The following is a 16,055-nucleotide window of genomic DNA, read 5'->3' on the forward strand; positions in this document are numbered from 1 at the left end:
CGCCATCAAGGGAGGGGTGCGGGGTGATTTTTTCTGGGGCTACGGGGCTGAGGCGGGGGCCCTGGCCGGCAGGATGCGCCAGAAGGGCGAGATGTGGGTGCTGTGGCCCCAGGGGCAGGTCCCGCGCTAGCACCCCCTGCAGACTCCTGGGGCTGCGGGCAGGCGCAGGCCCAGGTTCGGGCGCTCCCCGCCCCGATTTTATTTCACCTGGTTCATGGCCTGTTCCAGTTGGGCCAGGGGGACGGCGCCAGGGAGACGGTTGCCGTCAGCCGTGAAAATGGTCGGGGTGCCGCTGACCTTGAGTTTCTGCCCCAGGGCGACGTTCTTGTCGACCGCGCTGGTGTCGCAGCTGGCAGCCGCTGCGGGGGGGATCTTGCCTGCAGTCATCCAGTCGTTCCAGGCGGCAGCCTTATCTTTGGCGCACCAGATGTTCTTCGATTTTTCCGTGGAGTCAGGGCTCAGGATCGGGTACAGGAAGGTGTAGATCGTGGTGTCCTTGAGGTTGAGCAGATCCTTTGCCAGGCGCTTGCAATAACCGCAGTTGGGATCTTCGAAGCTGGCGATGATCCGTTTCCCATTGCCCCTGACCTGCTTGATGGCCTGCTCGAGGGGTAGGGTGGCGAAATCGATCTTCATCAGCTGGGCCATGCGGGCCTGGGTTACGTTCTTGCGACTTTTGGCATCGATGAGGCTGCCGTCGATGATGAAGCCGACCTTGTCGTCGGTATAAAGCAGCTCACCGGATTTCAGCACGACTTCGTAGAGGCCGCCGTAGGGGGTTTTCTTGACACTCTCCACGGCGGGGGCGTTGAGGAAGTTTTCCATGTTCTTCCTGACCGAGGCTTCGTCGGCGTGGGCGACACCCGCTGCGAAAAAGAAGCTGGCCAGCAGCGAGCGTACGAAGGGCATTTTCATCCGGTAGATCTCCAGAGGGGCGGGGCCCGGGGGAAGGTTCAAAAGTGGGGTTCAGAAGCGCCCGGCAACCGCATAGCGTACCAGCGCGTTGCGTAAGACCGGAAGGCGGTTGGTGAGGTTCAGCCCGAGATTGCGCAGGCCCGAAAGGAATGGGTCGGCAGGTTTGAACAGGCGGTTGAGGCCGTGGGTGGTGTATTGCAGAAGCGCGGTTTCTTCAGCCCGGGCCCGGGCATAGGCACGCAGGACCCTCAGCTCCCCTGGGTCGCGCCAGTTGTCCAGGTCGGTGAGTTGCCCTGCCAGTACCCGGGCATCCTGGTAGCCGAGGTTGATGCCGTGGCCCGACAGGGGGTGGATTGCATGGGCGGCATCGCCGATCAGGGCCAGGCGGGGCTGAACGACGGTGTCCACCCGCATCAGGCGCAGGGGGAATGCGGCGGCAGCCGTGATGAGCTCCAGATGGCCCAGTCGATGTTCTCCGGCGTCGGCGACCCGGGCGCACAGGGCTTCGGCTGGCAGGGCGGTGAGTTCATCGGCCAGCGCATCTGGCGCTGACCAGACCATGGAGATTTGCTGATCAGGCAGGGGCAGATAGGCCAGTACGCCATCCGGGCGGAACCACTGGAAGGCGGTATTGAGGTGGGGTTTTTCGCAGCGGAAGTTGGCGACCACACCTTTCTCGTCATAGGGCGTGGTGCGGACGCGTATGCCCGCGGCCTCGCGGACCCAGGAGTCGCGACCGTCGGCCGCCACGATCAGCTTTGCCTCGATGCGGCGACCATCGGCTAGGGTGAGGTGGGCGGCATCCGCGTCCAGCGTGAGGGCTTGGGGCTCGGCTGGACAGAGCAGGGTGACGTTGTGTTGTCGCTTGACCGTCTCCCAGAGCTCGTTCTGCATCAGGCTGGACTCGACGATCCATGCCAGCTCCCGCAGGCCGCAGTCATAGGCGGAAAAGTCCAGTTGGCCTCCTGCATCCCCGTGGATTTCCATGTCGTAAATCGCGGTCATGCGTCCGGGGTCCAGGTGCTGCCAGATCCCGATGGCCGATAGGAATTCCACGTTGTTCGGGCTGATGGCATAGATCCGGGCATCCCAGCCGGCTGGCCGGAAGGGGGGGCGGGCTTCGACGATGCCGACCTTGAGGCTGCTGCTGCGCAGGGCTGCAGCGAGGGCGGCGCCAGCAAGTCCGGCGCCCACGATGAGTACATCGAATTTCATGGCTGGTCTCCTGCGTCCGGATTGTGCCGCAGGGCGGGGGGGAAGTCACCCGCGGAAGGGGCGCTGATCTGTCCTGTCGTCTGCGCGACACTGCAGGGTGTGTTGGGCCCCAGGGCAGGTTTGTCACGGTTTTTGCAGAGTCTGATTTATGCTTGTGCGCATGGATGTCCGCAAGTTTGCCCTTGTTTTGTGTGCCCTGACCTTTATTGCGGTTGGGGTCGTCGTGTATTTCCAGAGTGCGTCGGGCGCTCCGGAGCCCGCCCGCAAGGGGGTTGCTGAGCGTGTGGAGACCCGTTTCGGTGGTGTGTTGCGGGCGCTAGGTGTTGCCAGCGTCGGTGTCGACCAGCGCTCCGAGGATGTGGTCGTGGTCTTCACGCAGGGCGGCCGTCTCAACCGTCCTCTGGCGGCCCGGCTGCCTGGATTGGCGGGTCCTGATGGTTGTGGCGAGATTGATGTCGGGGTTGATGTTGGCGAAAAGGTCAGTGTCTGGGGAGGGGTGGATGCGCCGCTCTTTGAGCGACGCCTGGAGTGTGTGCTGGGAGCGGTGGTCGAGAATGCCGCCCGCCTCAGTCAGCCCCTGTCACCGCGGTAAGTTCCGGCACGATTGTGGCCGAGCCGGTATACTGTTTGCCGGGAAGTTCGCCAGGCAATCGCGGTGCTTGTTGGCATCGAGGAAAGTCCGGGCCCCATAGAGCAGGATGCCGGCTAACGGCCGGGCGCCATAGCCTTCGGGTGAAAGCGACGGAAAGTGCAACAGAGAGCAGACCGCCGATGGCCCTGAAAAGGGATCAGGCAAGGGTGAAACGGTGGGGTAAGAGCCCACCGCGGACGTGGTGACACGGACGGCACGGTAAACCCCATCCGGGGCAAGGCCAAATAGGGGGGCGTTGAGGCTGCTCGCTGAGTCCCCGGGTAGGCTGCTAGAGCGGCGTGGCAACACGTCGACCAGAGGAATGATTGCCCGGTGGTGCGGTCCCTGGATCGTGCCGCTCGACAGAACCCGGCTTATCGGCGAACTTCCCATTTCTCCGAATTGCCTCCATTTCCCCCCCCAGATGTGCTCCTTTGACTGCAGTTTGGGTGCACTGCGTCACATGAGCCATACCTCCTGCCTTGAAGAATGATGCTCACCTTCTGTGGGCTTTTGGTGTCTTTCCGGGTTTCTGGATCAATCAAGCGTTTTTGCAATTTTTTGTAGGGTCATTGATTTATAAGCGGATTTCTCAAGATGCCCCTGTTTTGCTGCTAAGTGCTTGTGTCAAAAAGAAATTTACGCTCAGGCCAGCTTGACCGCCCCTGTCTTTTGCTCTAAAGTGGGGCAAAGTGGATGGAAGTGGGGAAAAGTGTGTTTTCCCGGTCTGTCTGTGTAAAAAGTGGGAGGAGCATGTTTCAAGGCGCAGCAGCGCTCAGTCTCGATGCAAAGGGTCGCCTGGCGATCCCCGCAAGGCATCGCGACGCGCTTGCAAAACTTGCCGGAAACCAGCTCGTTCTCACAGCCCATCCTCATCGGTGTCTCTTGATCTATCCCGCCCCTGCCTGGCAGCCCATTCGCGACAAAGTCCTGGCTGGTTCCAGTCTTGAACAGCATTCCGCCCTCCTCAAGCGACTGCTTGTGGGTTTTGCCCGCGAAGAAGAGGTGGATTCCGCCGGGCGTGTGTTGATTGCCCCTGAGCTGCGCAGCTTTGCGCAGCTGGAGAAACAAGTGCACTTGGTGGGGTTGGGGGATCATTTTGAACTTTGGTCGGACGCAGGCTGGCAGAAGCAGCAGGAGCAGATTTTTGCCCTGGGTGCCGAGCTGATGCCGGCTGGCTGGGAAACCCTGCCGCTGTGAGCGCGCAGCACATTACTGTGCTCCTCGATGAGGCGGTCGAGGCGCTGGCCATCCGTGCGGACGGTGTTTACGTGGATGGCACGTTCGGTCGGGGAGGTCATAGCCGGGCTGTGCTCGAGAGGCTGGGTCCGGAGGGGCGCTTGATCGCTTTTGATCGGGATCTCCGGGCCATTGCGGCCGGCCGGCAGATTGTGGATTCCCGCTTCGAGCTGGTGCATGCGCCCTTCTCGGATTTTGCCGAGGCGCTGGCTGACCGGGGGGTTGCGCAGGTGGATGGCGTGCTGCTGGATCTGGGGGTGTCGTCTCCCCAGCTGGACGAGGCAGAGCGGGGCATGAGCTTCAGGTTCGATGCGCCGCTTGACATGCGTATGGATACCAGCCGCGGCGTGACCGCGGCAGAGTGGCTGGCGGAAGCGTCGGTCTCCGAAATAACCCGGGTGCTGAGGGAATACGGTGAAGAACGGTTTGCTTATGAGATTGCAAAGGCGCTTGTTGTTGCTCGGGCAGGGGGGCATGTTGCAACCACTGGACAGCTTGCCGCGCTCGTGGAGAAAACGGTCCGCACACGCGAGCCGGGTCAGCACCCCGCGACGCGCACCTTCCAGGCTCTTCGGATTTGCGTCAATCAAGAGCTCGAAGAGCTGTCGCTAGTCCTGCCTCAGGTGGTGACAGCGCTGGCGCCGAAAGGCCGGCTCGTCGTGATCAGCTTTCATTCCCTTGAAGACCGCATCGTCAAACGGTTCATGCGTGACGAGTCGCGGCCGCCTCAGTTGCCGGCACGTCTGCCGGTGCGTGCAGCCGATCTGCCCAAACCCCGGCTGGCATTGGTGGGGAAGCAGCTTCGTCCGTCCGATGCCGAGATTGCAGCCAACCCACGTTCCCGCAGTGCAGTCATGCGGGTGGCGGAACGGGCGGAGGCTTGAGTCATGGCGCGTCTGATCGGTTTTCTGCTGATGGTGGTGGTAGCGAGCAGTCTTGGGGTGGTGGCTTCCCAGCATCAGGCCCGGAAGCTCTACTCGGCAGTGGAGCGTGAGACCCAGCGTGCCCGCCAGCTGGAGGTGGAGTGGGGGCAGTTGCAGCTTGAGCAGAGCACCTGGGCCGCCCATGCCCGGGTGGAGAAGCTGGCCCGGGAGAAACTTGTGATGCGTCCGCCCCAGTCCGGGCAGATCGTTGCCATCGAGGAGAGGCCATGACCAAGGTCGAGAAGGGTGTTACCTTCAATCGCAATCCTCTCCTGCGCTCGGAGCTGCCGGTGTGGCGGCCCCGTTTCGTGCTGGTATGCCTGCTGCTAGGATCCCTGGCGCTGGTGGGGCGGGCTGCTTACCTGCAGGGCGTGCATGACCAGTTTCTCCAGGCCAAGGGGGAGTCCCGTTACGCCCGGGTGCTGCAGGTTCCGGCCACCCGGGGCAAGATTTCGGATCGCCAGGGGGATGTGCTGGCCCAGTCCTCGCCGGTCAAGTCGGTGTGGGCGATCCCGGAGGATGCCAAGCTGGATCCTTCCCAGACCCGCCAGCTTGCGGCGCTGCTGGAAATGAATGTCAACGAGCTCAATCAAAAACTGGCTTCCGGCAAGGACTTCGTTTTTCTGAAGCGCCAGGTTTCTCCCGAGCTGGCCGACCGCGTTGCAGCCCTCAAGCTCCCCGGTATTCATGATCAGCGGGAATACCGCCGCTTCTATCCCGGTGGTGAAGTGATGGCGCACGTACTCGGATTTACTGGTATGGATGACAAGGGCCAGGAGGGTATCGAACTGGCGTTTGAATCCCAGCTGGCAGGCAAGCCCGGTTCCCGTCGGGTGGTCAAGGATCGCCGGGGGAATGTGGTGGAGGATGTCCAGTCGATTCGCCTGCCTCAGGATGGCAGGGAGGTACTGCTCTCCATCGACAGCAAGATCCAGTATCTGGCCCATGCAGCCCTCAAGCAGGCAATGGCCGAACACAAGGCCAAGGCAGGCGGGGTGGTCGTGCTGGACGCCAAGACGGGGGAGGTGCTGGCCATGGCCAATGCGCCCACCTACAACCCCAACAATCGGGGAAAGCTCACCGGCGATCAGTTGCGTAACCGCACCCTGACTGACACCTATGAGCCGGGTTCCACCATGAAGCCGTTCACGGCAGCGATGGCCCTGGAAAAGGGCAAGGTCACCGCGAACACCGTCATCAACTGTGCGCCGGGACGGATGACCATCGGTTCGGCCACCATCTCCGATGCTCACCCCCATGGCGCGCTGTCGGTTGCCCAGGTCATCCAGAAGTCCTCGAACATCGGATCGGCCAAGATGGCCCTGGCCTTCCCGCCGGAAACCATGTGGAAGATGCTCGATGACCTGGGCTTTGGCGCCCCCCTCAAGCTGGGTTTTCCGGGAGAGGTCGGCGGGCGTCTGCGCCCGGCCAAGAACTGGAAGCCGATCGAACAGGCGACCATTTCCTACGGTCATGGTATTTCCGTCAGTCTGATGCAGATGGCCAATGCCTATCAGGTTTTTGCCCGGGACGGGGATATGGTGCCCCTGTCCCTGTCGCGGGTAGATACGCCGCCGGTGCATGGATCCCGGGTGTTCTCCCCCCAGACCGCCCGCGAAGTGCGTCAGATGCTTGAAATGGTGGTACAGCCCGGTGGCACGGCCCAGAAGGCCAACGTGCCGGGCTACCGTGTCGGGGGCAAGACCGGGACTTCCATGAAACTTGTCGGAGGGCGTTATGCCAGCCGTTATGTGGCCTCCTTCGTTGGCATTGCACCGATCTCCGATCCCCGCCTGATCGTGGCGGTCATGATTGACGAGCCCAGTAATGGCAAGCGTTATGGGGGAGAAGTCGCCGCGCCCATCTTTGCCCAGGTGGTGGGGGGGTCCCTGAGGGCCCTGGGTGTCCCGCCGGATGCGCCACTCAAGCCCCTGCAGGTGGCTCGGGATGGCAGCTTTGTTCCGGTCAGGGAGGCCATGTGAGTCCAGCCATTGCCGAGCAGGCCGTGCGCTGCTTGCTCGATCAACTCGCTGCGGCCGGCATCGGTCCGCTGCGCCTGTGTGCCGATTCCCGTCGGGTGCAGCCAGGTGATGTCTTTCTTGCGTTTCCGGGGCACCGGGTCGACGGCCGGCGCTTCATCCAGGATGCCGTTCATGCGGGTGCCGCAGCGGTGCTGTGGGAACAGCAGGGACATCAGTGGGATGAGCATCTGCAGGTCTTCAATCTGCCGGTGGAAGGCCTGAATGGTCTATCCGGCTATCTGGCGGATGCGCTCCACGGGCATCCGTCGGCGGATTTGTGGATCGTTGGTGTCACGGGTACCAACGGAAAGACTTCGGTGACCCAGTGGCTCAGTCGGGCCTATGGTGCCCTGGGTCGCCGCTGCGGGGTGATCGGAACCTTGGGGATCGGTTATCCGGGCAAGCTGGAGTCCAGCCTCAACACCACCCCCGACAGCCTGACACTCCACCGCACCCTTGCGGATTTCCGCGATGAGGGCGCTCAGGCTGTGGCCATGGAAGTGTCCTCCATCGGTCTCGACCAGGGGCGTCTCAACGGTCTTCACTTCGACGTGGCGGTCCTGACCAACCTTACCCGGGATCATCTGGATTACCACGGCACCATGGAGAGTTATGGCGCTGCCAAGGCGCGTCTCTTCGATACTCCGGGCCTGCGTTCGGTGGTTCTCAATCTGGATGACCGTTTTGGTGTCGAGCAGGCACGTCGTCTGGCAGGCTCGGGGCTCGAGGTCATCGGTTACACCCTGATTCCCAGCAATGCCGGTGCTGCATCGGTCAATCGCCTGCTGCTGGCGGACCGCCTGACCACCACCGCAGCGGGCATCCGCTTTGTTGCCCGCTGCGGCAACGAGTCCGCTGACATGCATCCGAATGTGGTGGGGCAGTTCAACGTTTCCAATCTGCTGGCCGTGATCGGTACCCTGATGGCGTCTGGCTTCACCCTCGAAGAGGCCGCCACGGTTGCCGAGGATCTGACCCCGCCGGTGGGGCGCATGCAGACCATCGGTGGGATCGGCGATCCCCTCGTCGTCGTGGATTATGCTCATTCGCCCGATGCCCTGGAGCAGGTTCTGACGGCGGTCCGGGCAACGGTCACTGCCCGTAACGGTCGGCTGGTTTGCGTATTCGGCTGTGGTGGAGATCGGGATCCGGGCAAACGCCCCCTGATGGGGGAGGTGGCCAGTCGTCTGGCGGACCAGGTCGTGCTGACCAGCGACAATCCACGTACTGAAGATCCGCTTGCCATCCTGCGTGATGTTGTTGCTGGGGCCGGCGCAGGGGTTGAGGTCATCGCCGACCGTGCGCTCGCCATCCGCCAGACCATTCTTGCTGCTGCCGCCGATGACGTGATCGTGATTGCCGGCAAGGGCCACGAGTCCTACCAGGAAATCCATGGCGTGCGTCATCCCTTTTCCGACGTGGAGCAGACCCGAGCCGCCCTTGAAGCCTGGAATGATGCCCAGGGAGCCCTGTCATGATGGATCTTCAGGAAGCCGCGCTGGCGACCGACGGCACTGCGGTAGGGGGCAAGCCCTCCTTCCTGTCCGTGAGTACCGACTCCCGCGCCATTCAGTCCGGTCAGCTCTTCGTGGCCCTGCGGGGAGCGCATTTTGATGGTCACGAATTCATTTCAGTGGTGGCCGGCAAAGGAGCCGTGGCCGCGATGGTGGATCGGGCCTGGGCAGCGTCCAATCATGTTCCGCTGCCCTTGCTGGTGGTGGACGACACCCGCATTGGCCTGGGCAAGCTGGCAGCTGGCTGGCGTTCCCGTTTCGAGCTTCCCCTGATTGGGGTGACCGGTAGCAATGGCAAGACCACGGTCAAGGAGATGTGTGCAGCGATCTTACGGGCTCATGCGCGCCTGGAGGGTTTTGATCCGGATCTGGCTGTGCTGGCGACCCGGGGAAATCTGAACAATGACATAGGGATGCCCCTGATGTTGCTGCGGATGTCGGGCAACCACCGGGCTGCAGTCATCGAAATGGGCATGAACCATCCAGGCGAGATCGGTTACCTGACCCGTCTGGCCCAGCCCACCGTGGCGCTGGTCAATAATGCCCAGCGGGCCCATCTGCTCGGGATGGGCAGCGTGCAGGAAGTGGCCGTCGAGAAAGGCGCCATTTATGAAGGCCTGTCCGCGGACGGCGTGGCGGTCATCAACGCCGATGACCCCTTCGCGGCGTACTGGAAGTCCCTCAATGCAGGCCGCCGGGTGCTGAGTTTCGGTTTGTCCTCCGTGGCGGATGTGACGGCTCGCTGCACCGGCCATGGATTTGCCAGTGATGTGTGTTTGCAGACTCCGTCGGGTGAGGCCACGTTCCGTCTGCAGGTCCCGGGCCTGCACAACGTGCGTAATGCGCTGGCGGCGGCGGCGGCCTGCCTGGCTGCGGGGGTGTCCTTGCGCGCCATTGAGGAGGGCATGGCGGGCTATGCCGGTACCGCGGGGCGTCTGCACTTGCGCACGGGCGCACAGGGCGCCACGGTCATAGATGATACTTATAACGCCAACCCCGACTCGATGCGCGCCGGCATCGCGGTACTGGCCGCCACTCCGGGTCGCAAGATCCTGGTGATTGGCGACATGGGGGAGATTGGGGAGCAAAGTTTCCAGTACCACGACGAGATCGGGGGCTACGCCAAGAGCGAGGGCGTCGATTTCCTGTTCGGGCTGGGTGAGATGAGCGAGGTTGCGGCGCGCAATTTCGGCGAAGGCGGGCGCCACTTCACCCGAGTGGACGACCTTGTCGCCGCGGTGAAGGCGGAGCTCACGGAAAATACGGTGGTGCTGGTCAAAGGCTCACGTTTCATGAAGATGGAGCGGGTCGTGGACGCCATCGCGGAGAAGGTTTGATGAGTGTGTGTCGTGCAGTCGGGTGTGCAGCCGGGTCGGTAATCCTGCAGGGGAGTCGCCATGCTGCTTGAGCTTGCCCTGTGGTTGGGCAAGGACGCCCGTTTTTTCAATGTGTTCGGTTACATCACCCTGCGCACCATGCTGGCCGCAGGGACCGCCCTCGTGTTGTCCTTGCTCTTCGGTCCGGCGATGATCCGCTGGCTGGCCGCCAAGAAAATCGGCCAGGCGGTGCGGGACGATGGTCCCAAGTCCCACCTGACCAAGGCGGGCACACCCACCATGGGTGGAGCGCTGATCCTGATTTCCATCGTCCTGACCACCCTCCTGTGGGGGGATCTCAGCAACAAGTACGTGTGGGTGGTCTTGCTCGTGACCCTCGGTTTTGGGGCCGTGGGTTGGGTGGACGACTGGCGCAAGGTGGTTTATCGGGATCCGAAGGGCCTGGCGAGCCGCTGGAAATATTTCTGGACCTCGGCCATTGCCCTGGCGGCGGCAAGCTTCCTGGGGTTGACGGCGTCCGTGCCGGCGCAGCTCGAGCTGATCGTGCCCTTCTTCAAGACGGTAGCCTATCCCCTGGGGGTGGTGGGCTTCATAATCCTGACCTACTTCGTGATCAATGGGACCAGCCATTCCGTAAACCTGACCGATGGGCTGGATGGCCTGGCGATCATGCCCACCGTCATGGTCAGCGCCGCGCTGGCCATCTTTGCCTACGTGGCGGGCCATACGGGATTCTCCAATTACCTGGGGGTGCCCTACATCCCCGGAGCCGGGGAGCTGGCGGTGATCTGCGGTGCGATTGCGGGGGCCGGTCTGGGGTTCCTGTGGTTCAACGCCTACCCGGCGGAAGTCTTCATGGGCGATGTGGGCGCCCTGGCCCTGGGTGCCGCCATGGGGACCATCGCCGTCGTGGTGCGTCAGGAAATCGTCCTCTTCATCATGGGCGGGCTCTTCGTGGCCGAAGCCCTTTCGGTGATGGTCCAGGTCCTTTACTTCAAGTACTCCGGGGGCAAGCGCATCTTCCGCATGGCGCCCCTGCATCACCACTACGAGCTGGGAGGCTGGAAGGAGACGCAGGTGGTCGTGCGTTTCTGGATCATCACCATCATGCTGGTGCTGTTCGGCCTGTCCACCCTCAAGTTGCGCTGAACGATCATGGCTGCTTCCCAACTCACGCTGGTCCTTGGTCTTGGGGAATCTGGCCTGGCGATGGCCCGCTGGCTCGCTCGCCAGGGGGTGCCCTTGCGGGTGGCGGATTCCCGGGAGACACCGCCCGGAGTGGAGCGCATCCGTCAGGATGCGCCGGCTGCCGAGGTGTGCTCCGGCCCCTTCGCCGAAAGCCTGCTCGCAGGCGTGGCACGACTTGCCATCAGTCCCGGCCTTGATCCTCGTCAGCCACTGGTGGTGGAGGCCCGTCGCCGGGGCATTCCCGTGGTGGGAGAGATGGATCTGCTGGTGGAGGCACTGGATGCCCTGGGTGTGCGCTCCGGCACCCGGATCATTGCGATTACCGGCACCAACGGCAAGACCACCACCACCGCCCTCGCGGGGGAAATGGCACGGGCGACCGGTGTCGATGCGGTGGTCGCCGGAAACATCAGCCCGGCCGCCCTGGATGTGGTGATGACTCGCCAGGATGCAGGTCAGGCCCTGCCGGACGTGTGGGTGCTGGAGTTATCCAGCTTCCAGCTGGAAACCGGCCCGGCCCTGAACGCGGCGGCGGCCACGGTGCTCAACGTCACCGATGATCATCTGGACCGGTATGCGGGTCTGGCGGACTATGCCGCCACCAAGGCCGCAGTGTTCCAGGGGCAGGGCGTGCAGGTGCTCAACCGGCAGGACCGTCGGGTCACCGAAATGGCCCGACCCGGTCGCCGGGTCTGGACCTTTGGTCTGGATGCGCCCGCTGGCTCAAACGACTTCGGAGTGGTCGACACCCCCGAGGGGCGCTGGCTGGTGCGGGGGGATGAACGTCTGCTGAGATGGGATGAAATGCAACTGGCCGGGAGCCATAACGTGGCGAATGCCCTCGCGGCTCTTGCCTTGGGTGAGGCGGCCGGCTTGCCGCGGGCGCCGATGATTGCGGCTCTCAAGGTTTTTCCAGGCTTGCCCCATCGGGTGGAGAAGGTCGCCGAGCGGGGGGATGGCGTCATTTATTATGATGACTCCAAAGGGACCAACGTGGGCGCAACGGTTGCTGCTCTGGAAGGCTTGAGCCGCAAGGTGTTTCTGGTGGTGGGAGGGGATGGCAAGGGGCAGGATTTTTCGCCTCTGAAGGAAGCCTTTGCCCGCTACGCCCGGGCCGTGGTGCTGATTGGCCGGGACGCCCGGACCATCGAGGCGGCGGTGGCGGGGTGCGGCGTACCCTTGATCCACGCGGCTGACATGGATGCCGCGGTGCGGGCGGCCAATGCCCGGGCCGAGGCAGGGGATGTGGTGCTGCTCTCTCCGGCCTGCGCCAGCCTTGACATGTTCCGTAACTATGCTCACCGCGCTCAGGTATTCATCGACGCGGTGCTGCGCCTGCCCGGAGTGCATCCTGCATGAAGCTCCTTGCTGGCCTGTCTGAATTCCTTGCCCGTCACTCCGGTGACGCCAGTGAGGTCACCCGCCGTGCGGCGAGCCGTCTGATGCGCCCGATGGGCCAGCAGCGGGAACTGGATCTAGCGTTGATCTGGTCGTCTGCGGCCCTGTTGCTCCTGGGGTTGGTGATGGTGTTTTCCGCGTCCATCGCCACCGCCGAAGGGAGCCGGATGTTCGGGCATCAGCCAGCCTACTTCCTGATCCGGCATGCGGTGTTCCTGGCCATTGGTGTGATTGCCGCCATCACGGCCTTTCAGATTTCCATGCAGAACTGGCAGCAGATGGCGCCGTGGCTTTTCATCGCAGGCGTGGTCCTCTTGATCGTCGTGCTGATTCCCGGCATCGGGCGGGATGTAAACGGTGCCCGGCGCTGGCTGCCCCTGGGGGTGGTCAACCTTCAGCCTTCCGAATTGATGAAGCTCTTCGCCGCACTCTATGCCGCCGACTATACCGCCCGCAAGCTGCCCCTGATGAGAAGCTTCAAGCAGGGTTTTTTGCCGATGGCGGGGGTCATCCTGTTGGTCGGCTTCCTGCTGCTCAAGGAGCCTGATTTCGGTGCCTTCGTGGTGATCACTGCGATCGCCTTCGGGGTACTCTTCCTGGGGGGTATCAAGGTCCGGCTCTTCGTGCTTCTGGCAGTGGTTGCAGCCATCGGCTTCGTGTTGTTGATCACCTTCTCCGAGTATCGTCGTCAGCGTATCCTGGGTTTCATGGATCCGTGGCAGGATGCCTACGGCAAGGGTTACCAGCTTTCCCATGCCCTGATCGCCTTTGGGCGGGGAGAGTGGTTTGGGGTGGGTCTGGGCGGCAGCATCGAGAAGCTGTTCTATCTGCCCGAGGCGCATACCGACTTCCTGCTGGCGGTGATTGCCGAAGAGCTGGGTTTTGCCGGTGTGCTCACGGTGATCGTGCTGTTTGCGGTGATCATCCACCGGGCCTTCTCCATCGGTAAGCAGGCGGTCATGCTTGATCGGACCTACGCGGCCCTGGTGGCCCAGGGGATAGGCATCTGGATTGGAGTCCAGTCCTTCATCAACATGGGCGTGAACATGGGGTTGCTCCCCACCAAGGGTCTGACCCTGCCCCTGATGAGTTTTGGCGGTTCAGGCATTCTGGCCAATTGTGTGGCCCTGGCGATCCTGCTGCGGATCGACTGGGAAAACCGTCAGATCATGCGGGGCGCCGGATCATGAGCGGGGAGTGTGGCCGATGCCGACCCTGATGGTCATGGCCGGAGGAACCGGTGGTCATATCTATCCGGGTCTTGCCGTGGCGGATGCCCTGCGCGACCGTGGCTGGAAAGTCGTCTGGATGGGACATCCGGACGGGATGGAGGCACGTATCGTACCCGTCAGTGGTTACGAGATGGCCTGGGTGCGTTTCACGGCCCTGCGGGGCAAGGGACTGCTGCGCAAGCTGCTGCTGCCCTTCAACCTGCTGCGGGGCTTTGCCCAGGCACTGGCGCAGATCCGCCGGGTGAGGCCGGATGTGGTGCTGGGCATGGGTGGTTACGTCACCTTTCCCGGAGGGATGATGGCGGCTCTGAGCGGAGTGCCGCTCGTGGTGCACGAGCAGAACTCCGTGGCTGGACTGGCCAACAAGGTTCTGGCTGGCGTGGCGGACAAGGTGGTCACTGGTTTCCCCAATGTGCTCGGCAAAGGCGAATGGGCAGGCAATCCGGTGCGTGCAGCGATCACTGCCGTTGCCCTGCCAGCGGAGCGCTTTGCCGGACGCTGCGGTCCTTTGCGGCTGCTGGTGGTCGGGGGCAGCCTGGGCGCAGCAGCTCTCAATGACACCCTGCCCCGGGCCCTGGCCATGATCCCCGCAGACCAACGTCCCGTCGTGACCCATCAGGCCGGCACCCGGCAGATCGATGCCCTGCGCGCCGCATACAAGGCGGCCGAAGTGGAAGGCGAACTGCTGCCCTTCATCGATGACATGGCGGAGCGCTACGCCAGCGCCGATCTGGTGATCTGCCGCTCCGGCGCCCTGACGGTAGCCGAGCTGGCCGCCGTGGGCGTGGCCAGCGTGCTGGTGCCTTATCCCCATGCGGTGGATGACCATCAGACCGGCAATGCCCGCTTCCTGGCCGAAGCCGGTGGCGCCGTGCTGTTACGCCAGACCGAACTGACGCCGCAGCGCCTGGCCGCGCTGCTGCAGGAAATGACTCGCGAGCGCCTGCTGGCCATGGCCGAGAGGGCCCGTGGCTGTGCCCGGTCCGAGGCCACCATCCGGGTGGCCGAGGTATGTGCGGGCCTCGTTGCATAAAGGAAAAAGAGTGAAACACAAGGTCAAGCACATCCATTTCGTCGGCATCGGCGGCGCCGGGATGAGCGGTATCGCCGAGGTGCTGGTTAACCTGGGCTATGAAGTCAGTGGTTCCGACCTGGGTGAGAATGCGGCTACCCGCCGTCTGAAGGCACTGGGCGCCCGGGTGGACCAGGGACATGCCGCCGGGAACGTGGCGTCCGCCGATGCAGTGGTGACCTCGACAGCTGTCAAGGGAGACAACCCGGAGGTGATTGCGGCCCGCGCCCGTGGCATCCCGGTGGTGCCACGGGCCCAGATGCTGGCGGAGCTGATGCGTCTCAAGCAGGGTATTGCCATTGCCGGCACCCATGGCAAGACCACCACCACATCGCTGGTGGCCAGCATTCTGGCTGAAGGGGGCTTCGATCCCACCTTCGTGATCGGGGGCAAGCTGAACGCGGCGGGCGCCAACGCCCGGTTGGGCAAGGGGGATTTCCTGGTGGCGGAAGCAGATGAGTCCGACGCCTCCTTCCTGCTGCTCACCCCCGTGATTTCCGTGGTCACCAACATCGATGCGGATCACATGGAGACCTACGGGCACGATTTTGCCAGGCTCAAGCAGTCCTTCGTGGATTTCCTCCAGCATCTGCCTTTTTACGGTGTGGCGGTGCTGTGCGATGACGACAAGCACGTGCGCTCCATCATGCCGCTGGTGTCCAAGCAGATCGTCCGCTATGGGTTCTCGGAATCGGCCAACGTTCGTGCTGAAAACATCCATGCCGTCGATGGGCGGATGACCTTCGATGTGGTCCGGGTCAATGGCAGCACCACCCGTCTGCCCGTCGAGCTCAACCTGCCGGGCCGGCACAATGTGCTCAATGCCCTGGCCGCTATTGCGGTCGCCAGCGAGGTAGGCGTATCCGATGAGGCCATCGCCAAGGCGCTGGCCGAATTCAAGGGGGTTGGCCGGCGCTTTCAGCGCTATGGGGAAGTGGCTTTGCCGAATGGCGGCACGGCGACCCTCGTCGACGACTATGGCCATCATCCCGTGGAGATGGCTGCCACCATCGCGGCGGCCCGGGGTGCGTTTCCTGACAAGCGCCTGGTGCTGGCTTTCCAGCCCCACCGCTATACCCGTACCCGGGATTGCTTCGAAGATTTCGTGAAGGTGCTGTCCACCGTCGACGCCCTGCTGCTGGGAGACGTGTATGCCGCCGGGGAGGCCCCCATCGTGGCGGCTGACGGGCGTTCCCTGGCGCGGGCCCTGAGGGTGGCAGGGAAGATCGAGCCGGTGTTCGTGGAGAATATCGAGGACATGCCGGGGGCCATCCTGTCCTCGGCGCAGGAAGGCGACGTGGTGATCACCATGGGTGCCGGGAGTATCGGCGCAGTGCCGGGAAAACTGGTGAATGGCGAGGTTTGAGGAC

15 protein-coding genes and 1 other RNA gene are annotated in these 16,055 nt (G+C 63.3%); 14 read left to right on the top strand and 2 right to left on the bottom strand.

Annotated elements, in window-relative coordinates; all coding sequences use genetic code 11:
• Positions 1-130 (top strand): 3D domain-containing protein (locus PHD22_RS05485; RefSeq protein ID WP_299863530.1); only part of this gene is annotated, 130 nt, incomplete at its 5' end.
• A gap of 68 nt (positions 131-198) precedes the next feature.
• On the opposite strand, the gene PHD22_RS05490 is transcribed toward PHD22_RS05485, so the two are convergent.
• Together PHD22_RS05490 and PHD22_RS05495 are read right to left on the bottom strand one after the other, a co-directional pair.
• Positions 199-915 carry a DsbC family protein gene (locus PHD22_RS05490; RefSeq protein WP_299863439.1) on the bottom strand — a complete coding sequence of 239 codons (717 nt, stop codon included), beginning with the start codon at positions 913-915 and terminating at the stop codon, positions 199-201.
• A 51-nt stretch (positions 916-966) separates the two neighbouring features.
• Positions 967-2,130 (bottom strand): UbiH/UbiF family hydroxylase, encoded by a 1,164-nt coding sequence (locus tag PHD22_RS05495; RefSeq protein WP_299863442.1) that lies wholly within the window; start codon positions 2,128-2,130, stop codon positions 967-969.
• A 148-nt stretch (positions 2,131-2,278) separates the two neighbouring features.
• Between PHD22_RS05495 and PHD22_RS05500 the strand changes: the two genes are divergently transcribed.
• From PHD22_RS05500 to murC, 13 genes are all read left to right on the top strand, one after another.
• Positions 2,279-2,722, top strand: coding sequence for a hypothetical protein (locus PHD22_RS05500; RefSeq protein ID WP_299863445.1), 444 nt, complete (start codon positions 2,279-2,281; stop codon positions 2,720-2,722).
• Between the two features lie 42 nt (positions 2,723-2,764).
• Positions 2,765-3,154, top strand: an RNA gene (gene rnpB, locus PHD22_RS05505) — RNase P RNA component class A.
• A 360-nt stretch (positions 3,155-3,514) separates the two neighbouring features.
• Positions 3,515-3,961, top strand: coding sequence for a division/cell wall cluster transcriptional repressor MraZ (gene mraZ, locus PHD22_RS05510; RefSeq protein ID WP_299863448.1), 447 nt, complete (start codon positions 3,515-3,517; stop codon positions 3,959-3,961).
• Complete coding sequence (rsmH, locus tag PHD22_RS05515) at positions 3,958-4,884, top strand: 16S rRNA (cytosine(1402)-N(4))-methyltransferase RsmH (RefSeq protein ID WP_299863451.1); 927 nt, start codon at positions 3,958-3,960, stop codon at positions 4,882-4,884. The genes mraZ and rsmH overlap by 4 nt, the downstream gene beginning before the upstream one ends.
• 3 nt (positions 4,885-4,887) lie before the next feature.
• Positions 4,888-5,154 (top strand): cell division protein FtsL, encoded by a 267-nt coding sequence (gene ftsL, locus PHD22_RS05520; protein WP_299863454.1) that lies wholly within the window; start codon positions 4,888-4,890, stop codon positions 5,152-5,154.
• On the top strand, positions 5,151-6,905 hold the full coding sequence (locus PHD22_RS05525; protein ID WP_299863457.1) for a penicillin-binding protein 2: 1,755 nt from the start codon (positions 5,151-5,153) through the stop codon (positions 6,903-6,905). Before ftsL ends, PHD22_RS05525 begins: the two co-directional genes overlap by 4 nt.
• Complete coding sequence (locus tag PHD22_RS05530; RefSeq protein ID WP_299863459.1) at positions 6,902-8,422, top strand: UDP-N-acetylmuramoyl-L-alanyl-D-glutamate--2,6-diaminopimelate ligase; 1,521 nt, start codon at positions 6,902-6,904, stop codon at positions 8,420-8,422. Before PHD22_RS05525 ends, PHD22_RS05530 begins: the two co-directional genes overlap by 4 nt.
• Positions 8,419-9,795 carry a UDP-N-acetylmuramoyl-tripeptide--D-alanyl-D-alanine ligase gene (murF, locus tag PHD22_RS05535; protein WP_299863462.1) on the top strand — a complete coding sequence of 459 codons (1,377 nt, stop codon included), beginning with the start codon at positions 8,419-8,421 and terminating at the stop codon, positions 9,793-9,795. Before PHD22_RS05530 ends, murF begins: the two co-directional genes overlap by 4 nt.
• A gap of 60 nt (positions 9,796-9,855) precedes the next feature.
• Positions 9,856-10,944 carry a phospho-N-acetylmuramoyl-pentapeptide-transferase gene (gene mraY, locus PHD22_RS05540; RefSeq protein WP_299863465.1) on the top strand — a complete coding sequence of 363 codons (1,089 nt, stop codon included), beginning with the start codon at positions 9,856-9,858 and terminating at the stop codon, positions 10,942-10,944.
• Positions 10,945-10,950: 6 nt separating this feature from the next.
• Positions 10,951-12,342: a UDP-N-acetylmuramoyl-L-alanine--D-glutamate ligase gene (gene murD, locus PHD22_RS05545; RefSeq protein ID WP_299863467.1), complete on the top strand. Its 1,392-nt coding sequence runs from the start codon at positions 10,951-10,953 to the stop codon at positions 12,340-12,342.
• A complete protein-coding gene (gene ftsW / locus PHD22_RS05550; protein ID WP_299863470.1) occupies positions 12,339-13,571 on the top strand; it encodes a putative lipid II flippase FtsW in 1,233 nt (410 codons plus the stop codon). Before murD ends, ftsW begins: the two co-directional genes overlap by 4 nt.
• Positions 13,572-13,587: 16 nt before the next feature.
• On the top strand, positions 13,588-14,646 hold the full coding sequence (gene murG, locus PHD22_RS05555; RefSeq protein WP_299863473.1) for an undecaprenyldiphospho-muramoylpentapeptide beta-N-acetylglucosaminyltransferase: 1,059 nt from the start codon (positions 13,588-13,590) through the stop codon (positions 14,644-14,646).
• Positions 14,647-14,656: 10 nt separating this feature from the next.
• Positions 14,657-16,051, top strand: coding sequence for a UDP-N-acetylmuramate--L-alanine ligase (gene murC / locus PHD22_RS05560; protein ID WP_299863475.1), 1,395 nt, complete (start codon positions 14,657-14,659; stop codon positions 16,049-16,051).
• Positions 16,052-16,055: the final 4 nt, after the last annotated feature.

The sequence above is a fragment of the Zoogloea sp. genome, from assembly GCF_028693495.1.
Classification (GTDB): domain Bacteria; phylum Pseudomonadota; class Gammaproteobacteria; order Burkholderiales; family Rhodocyclaceae; genus Zoogloea.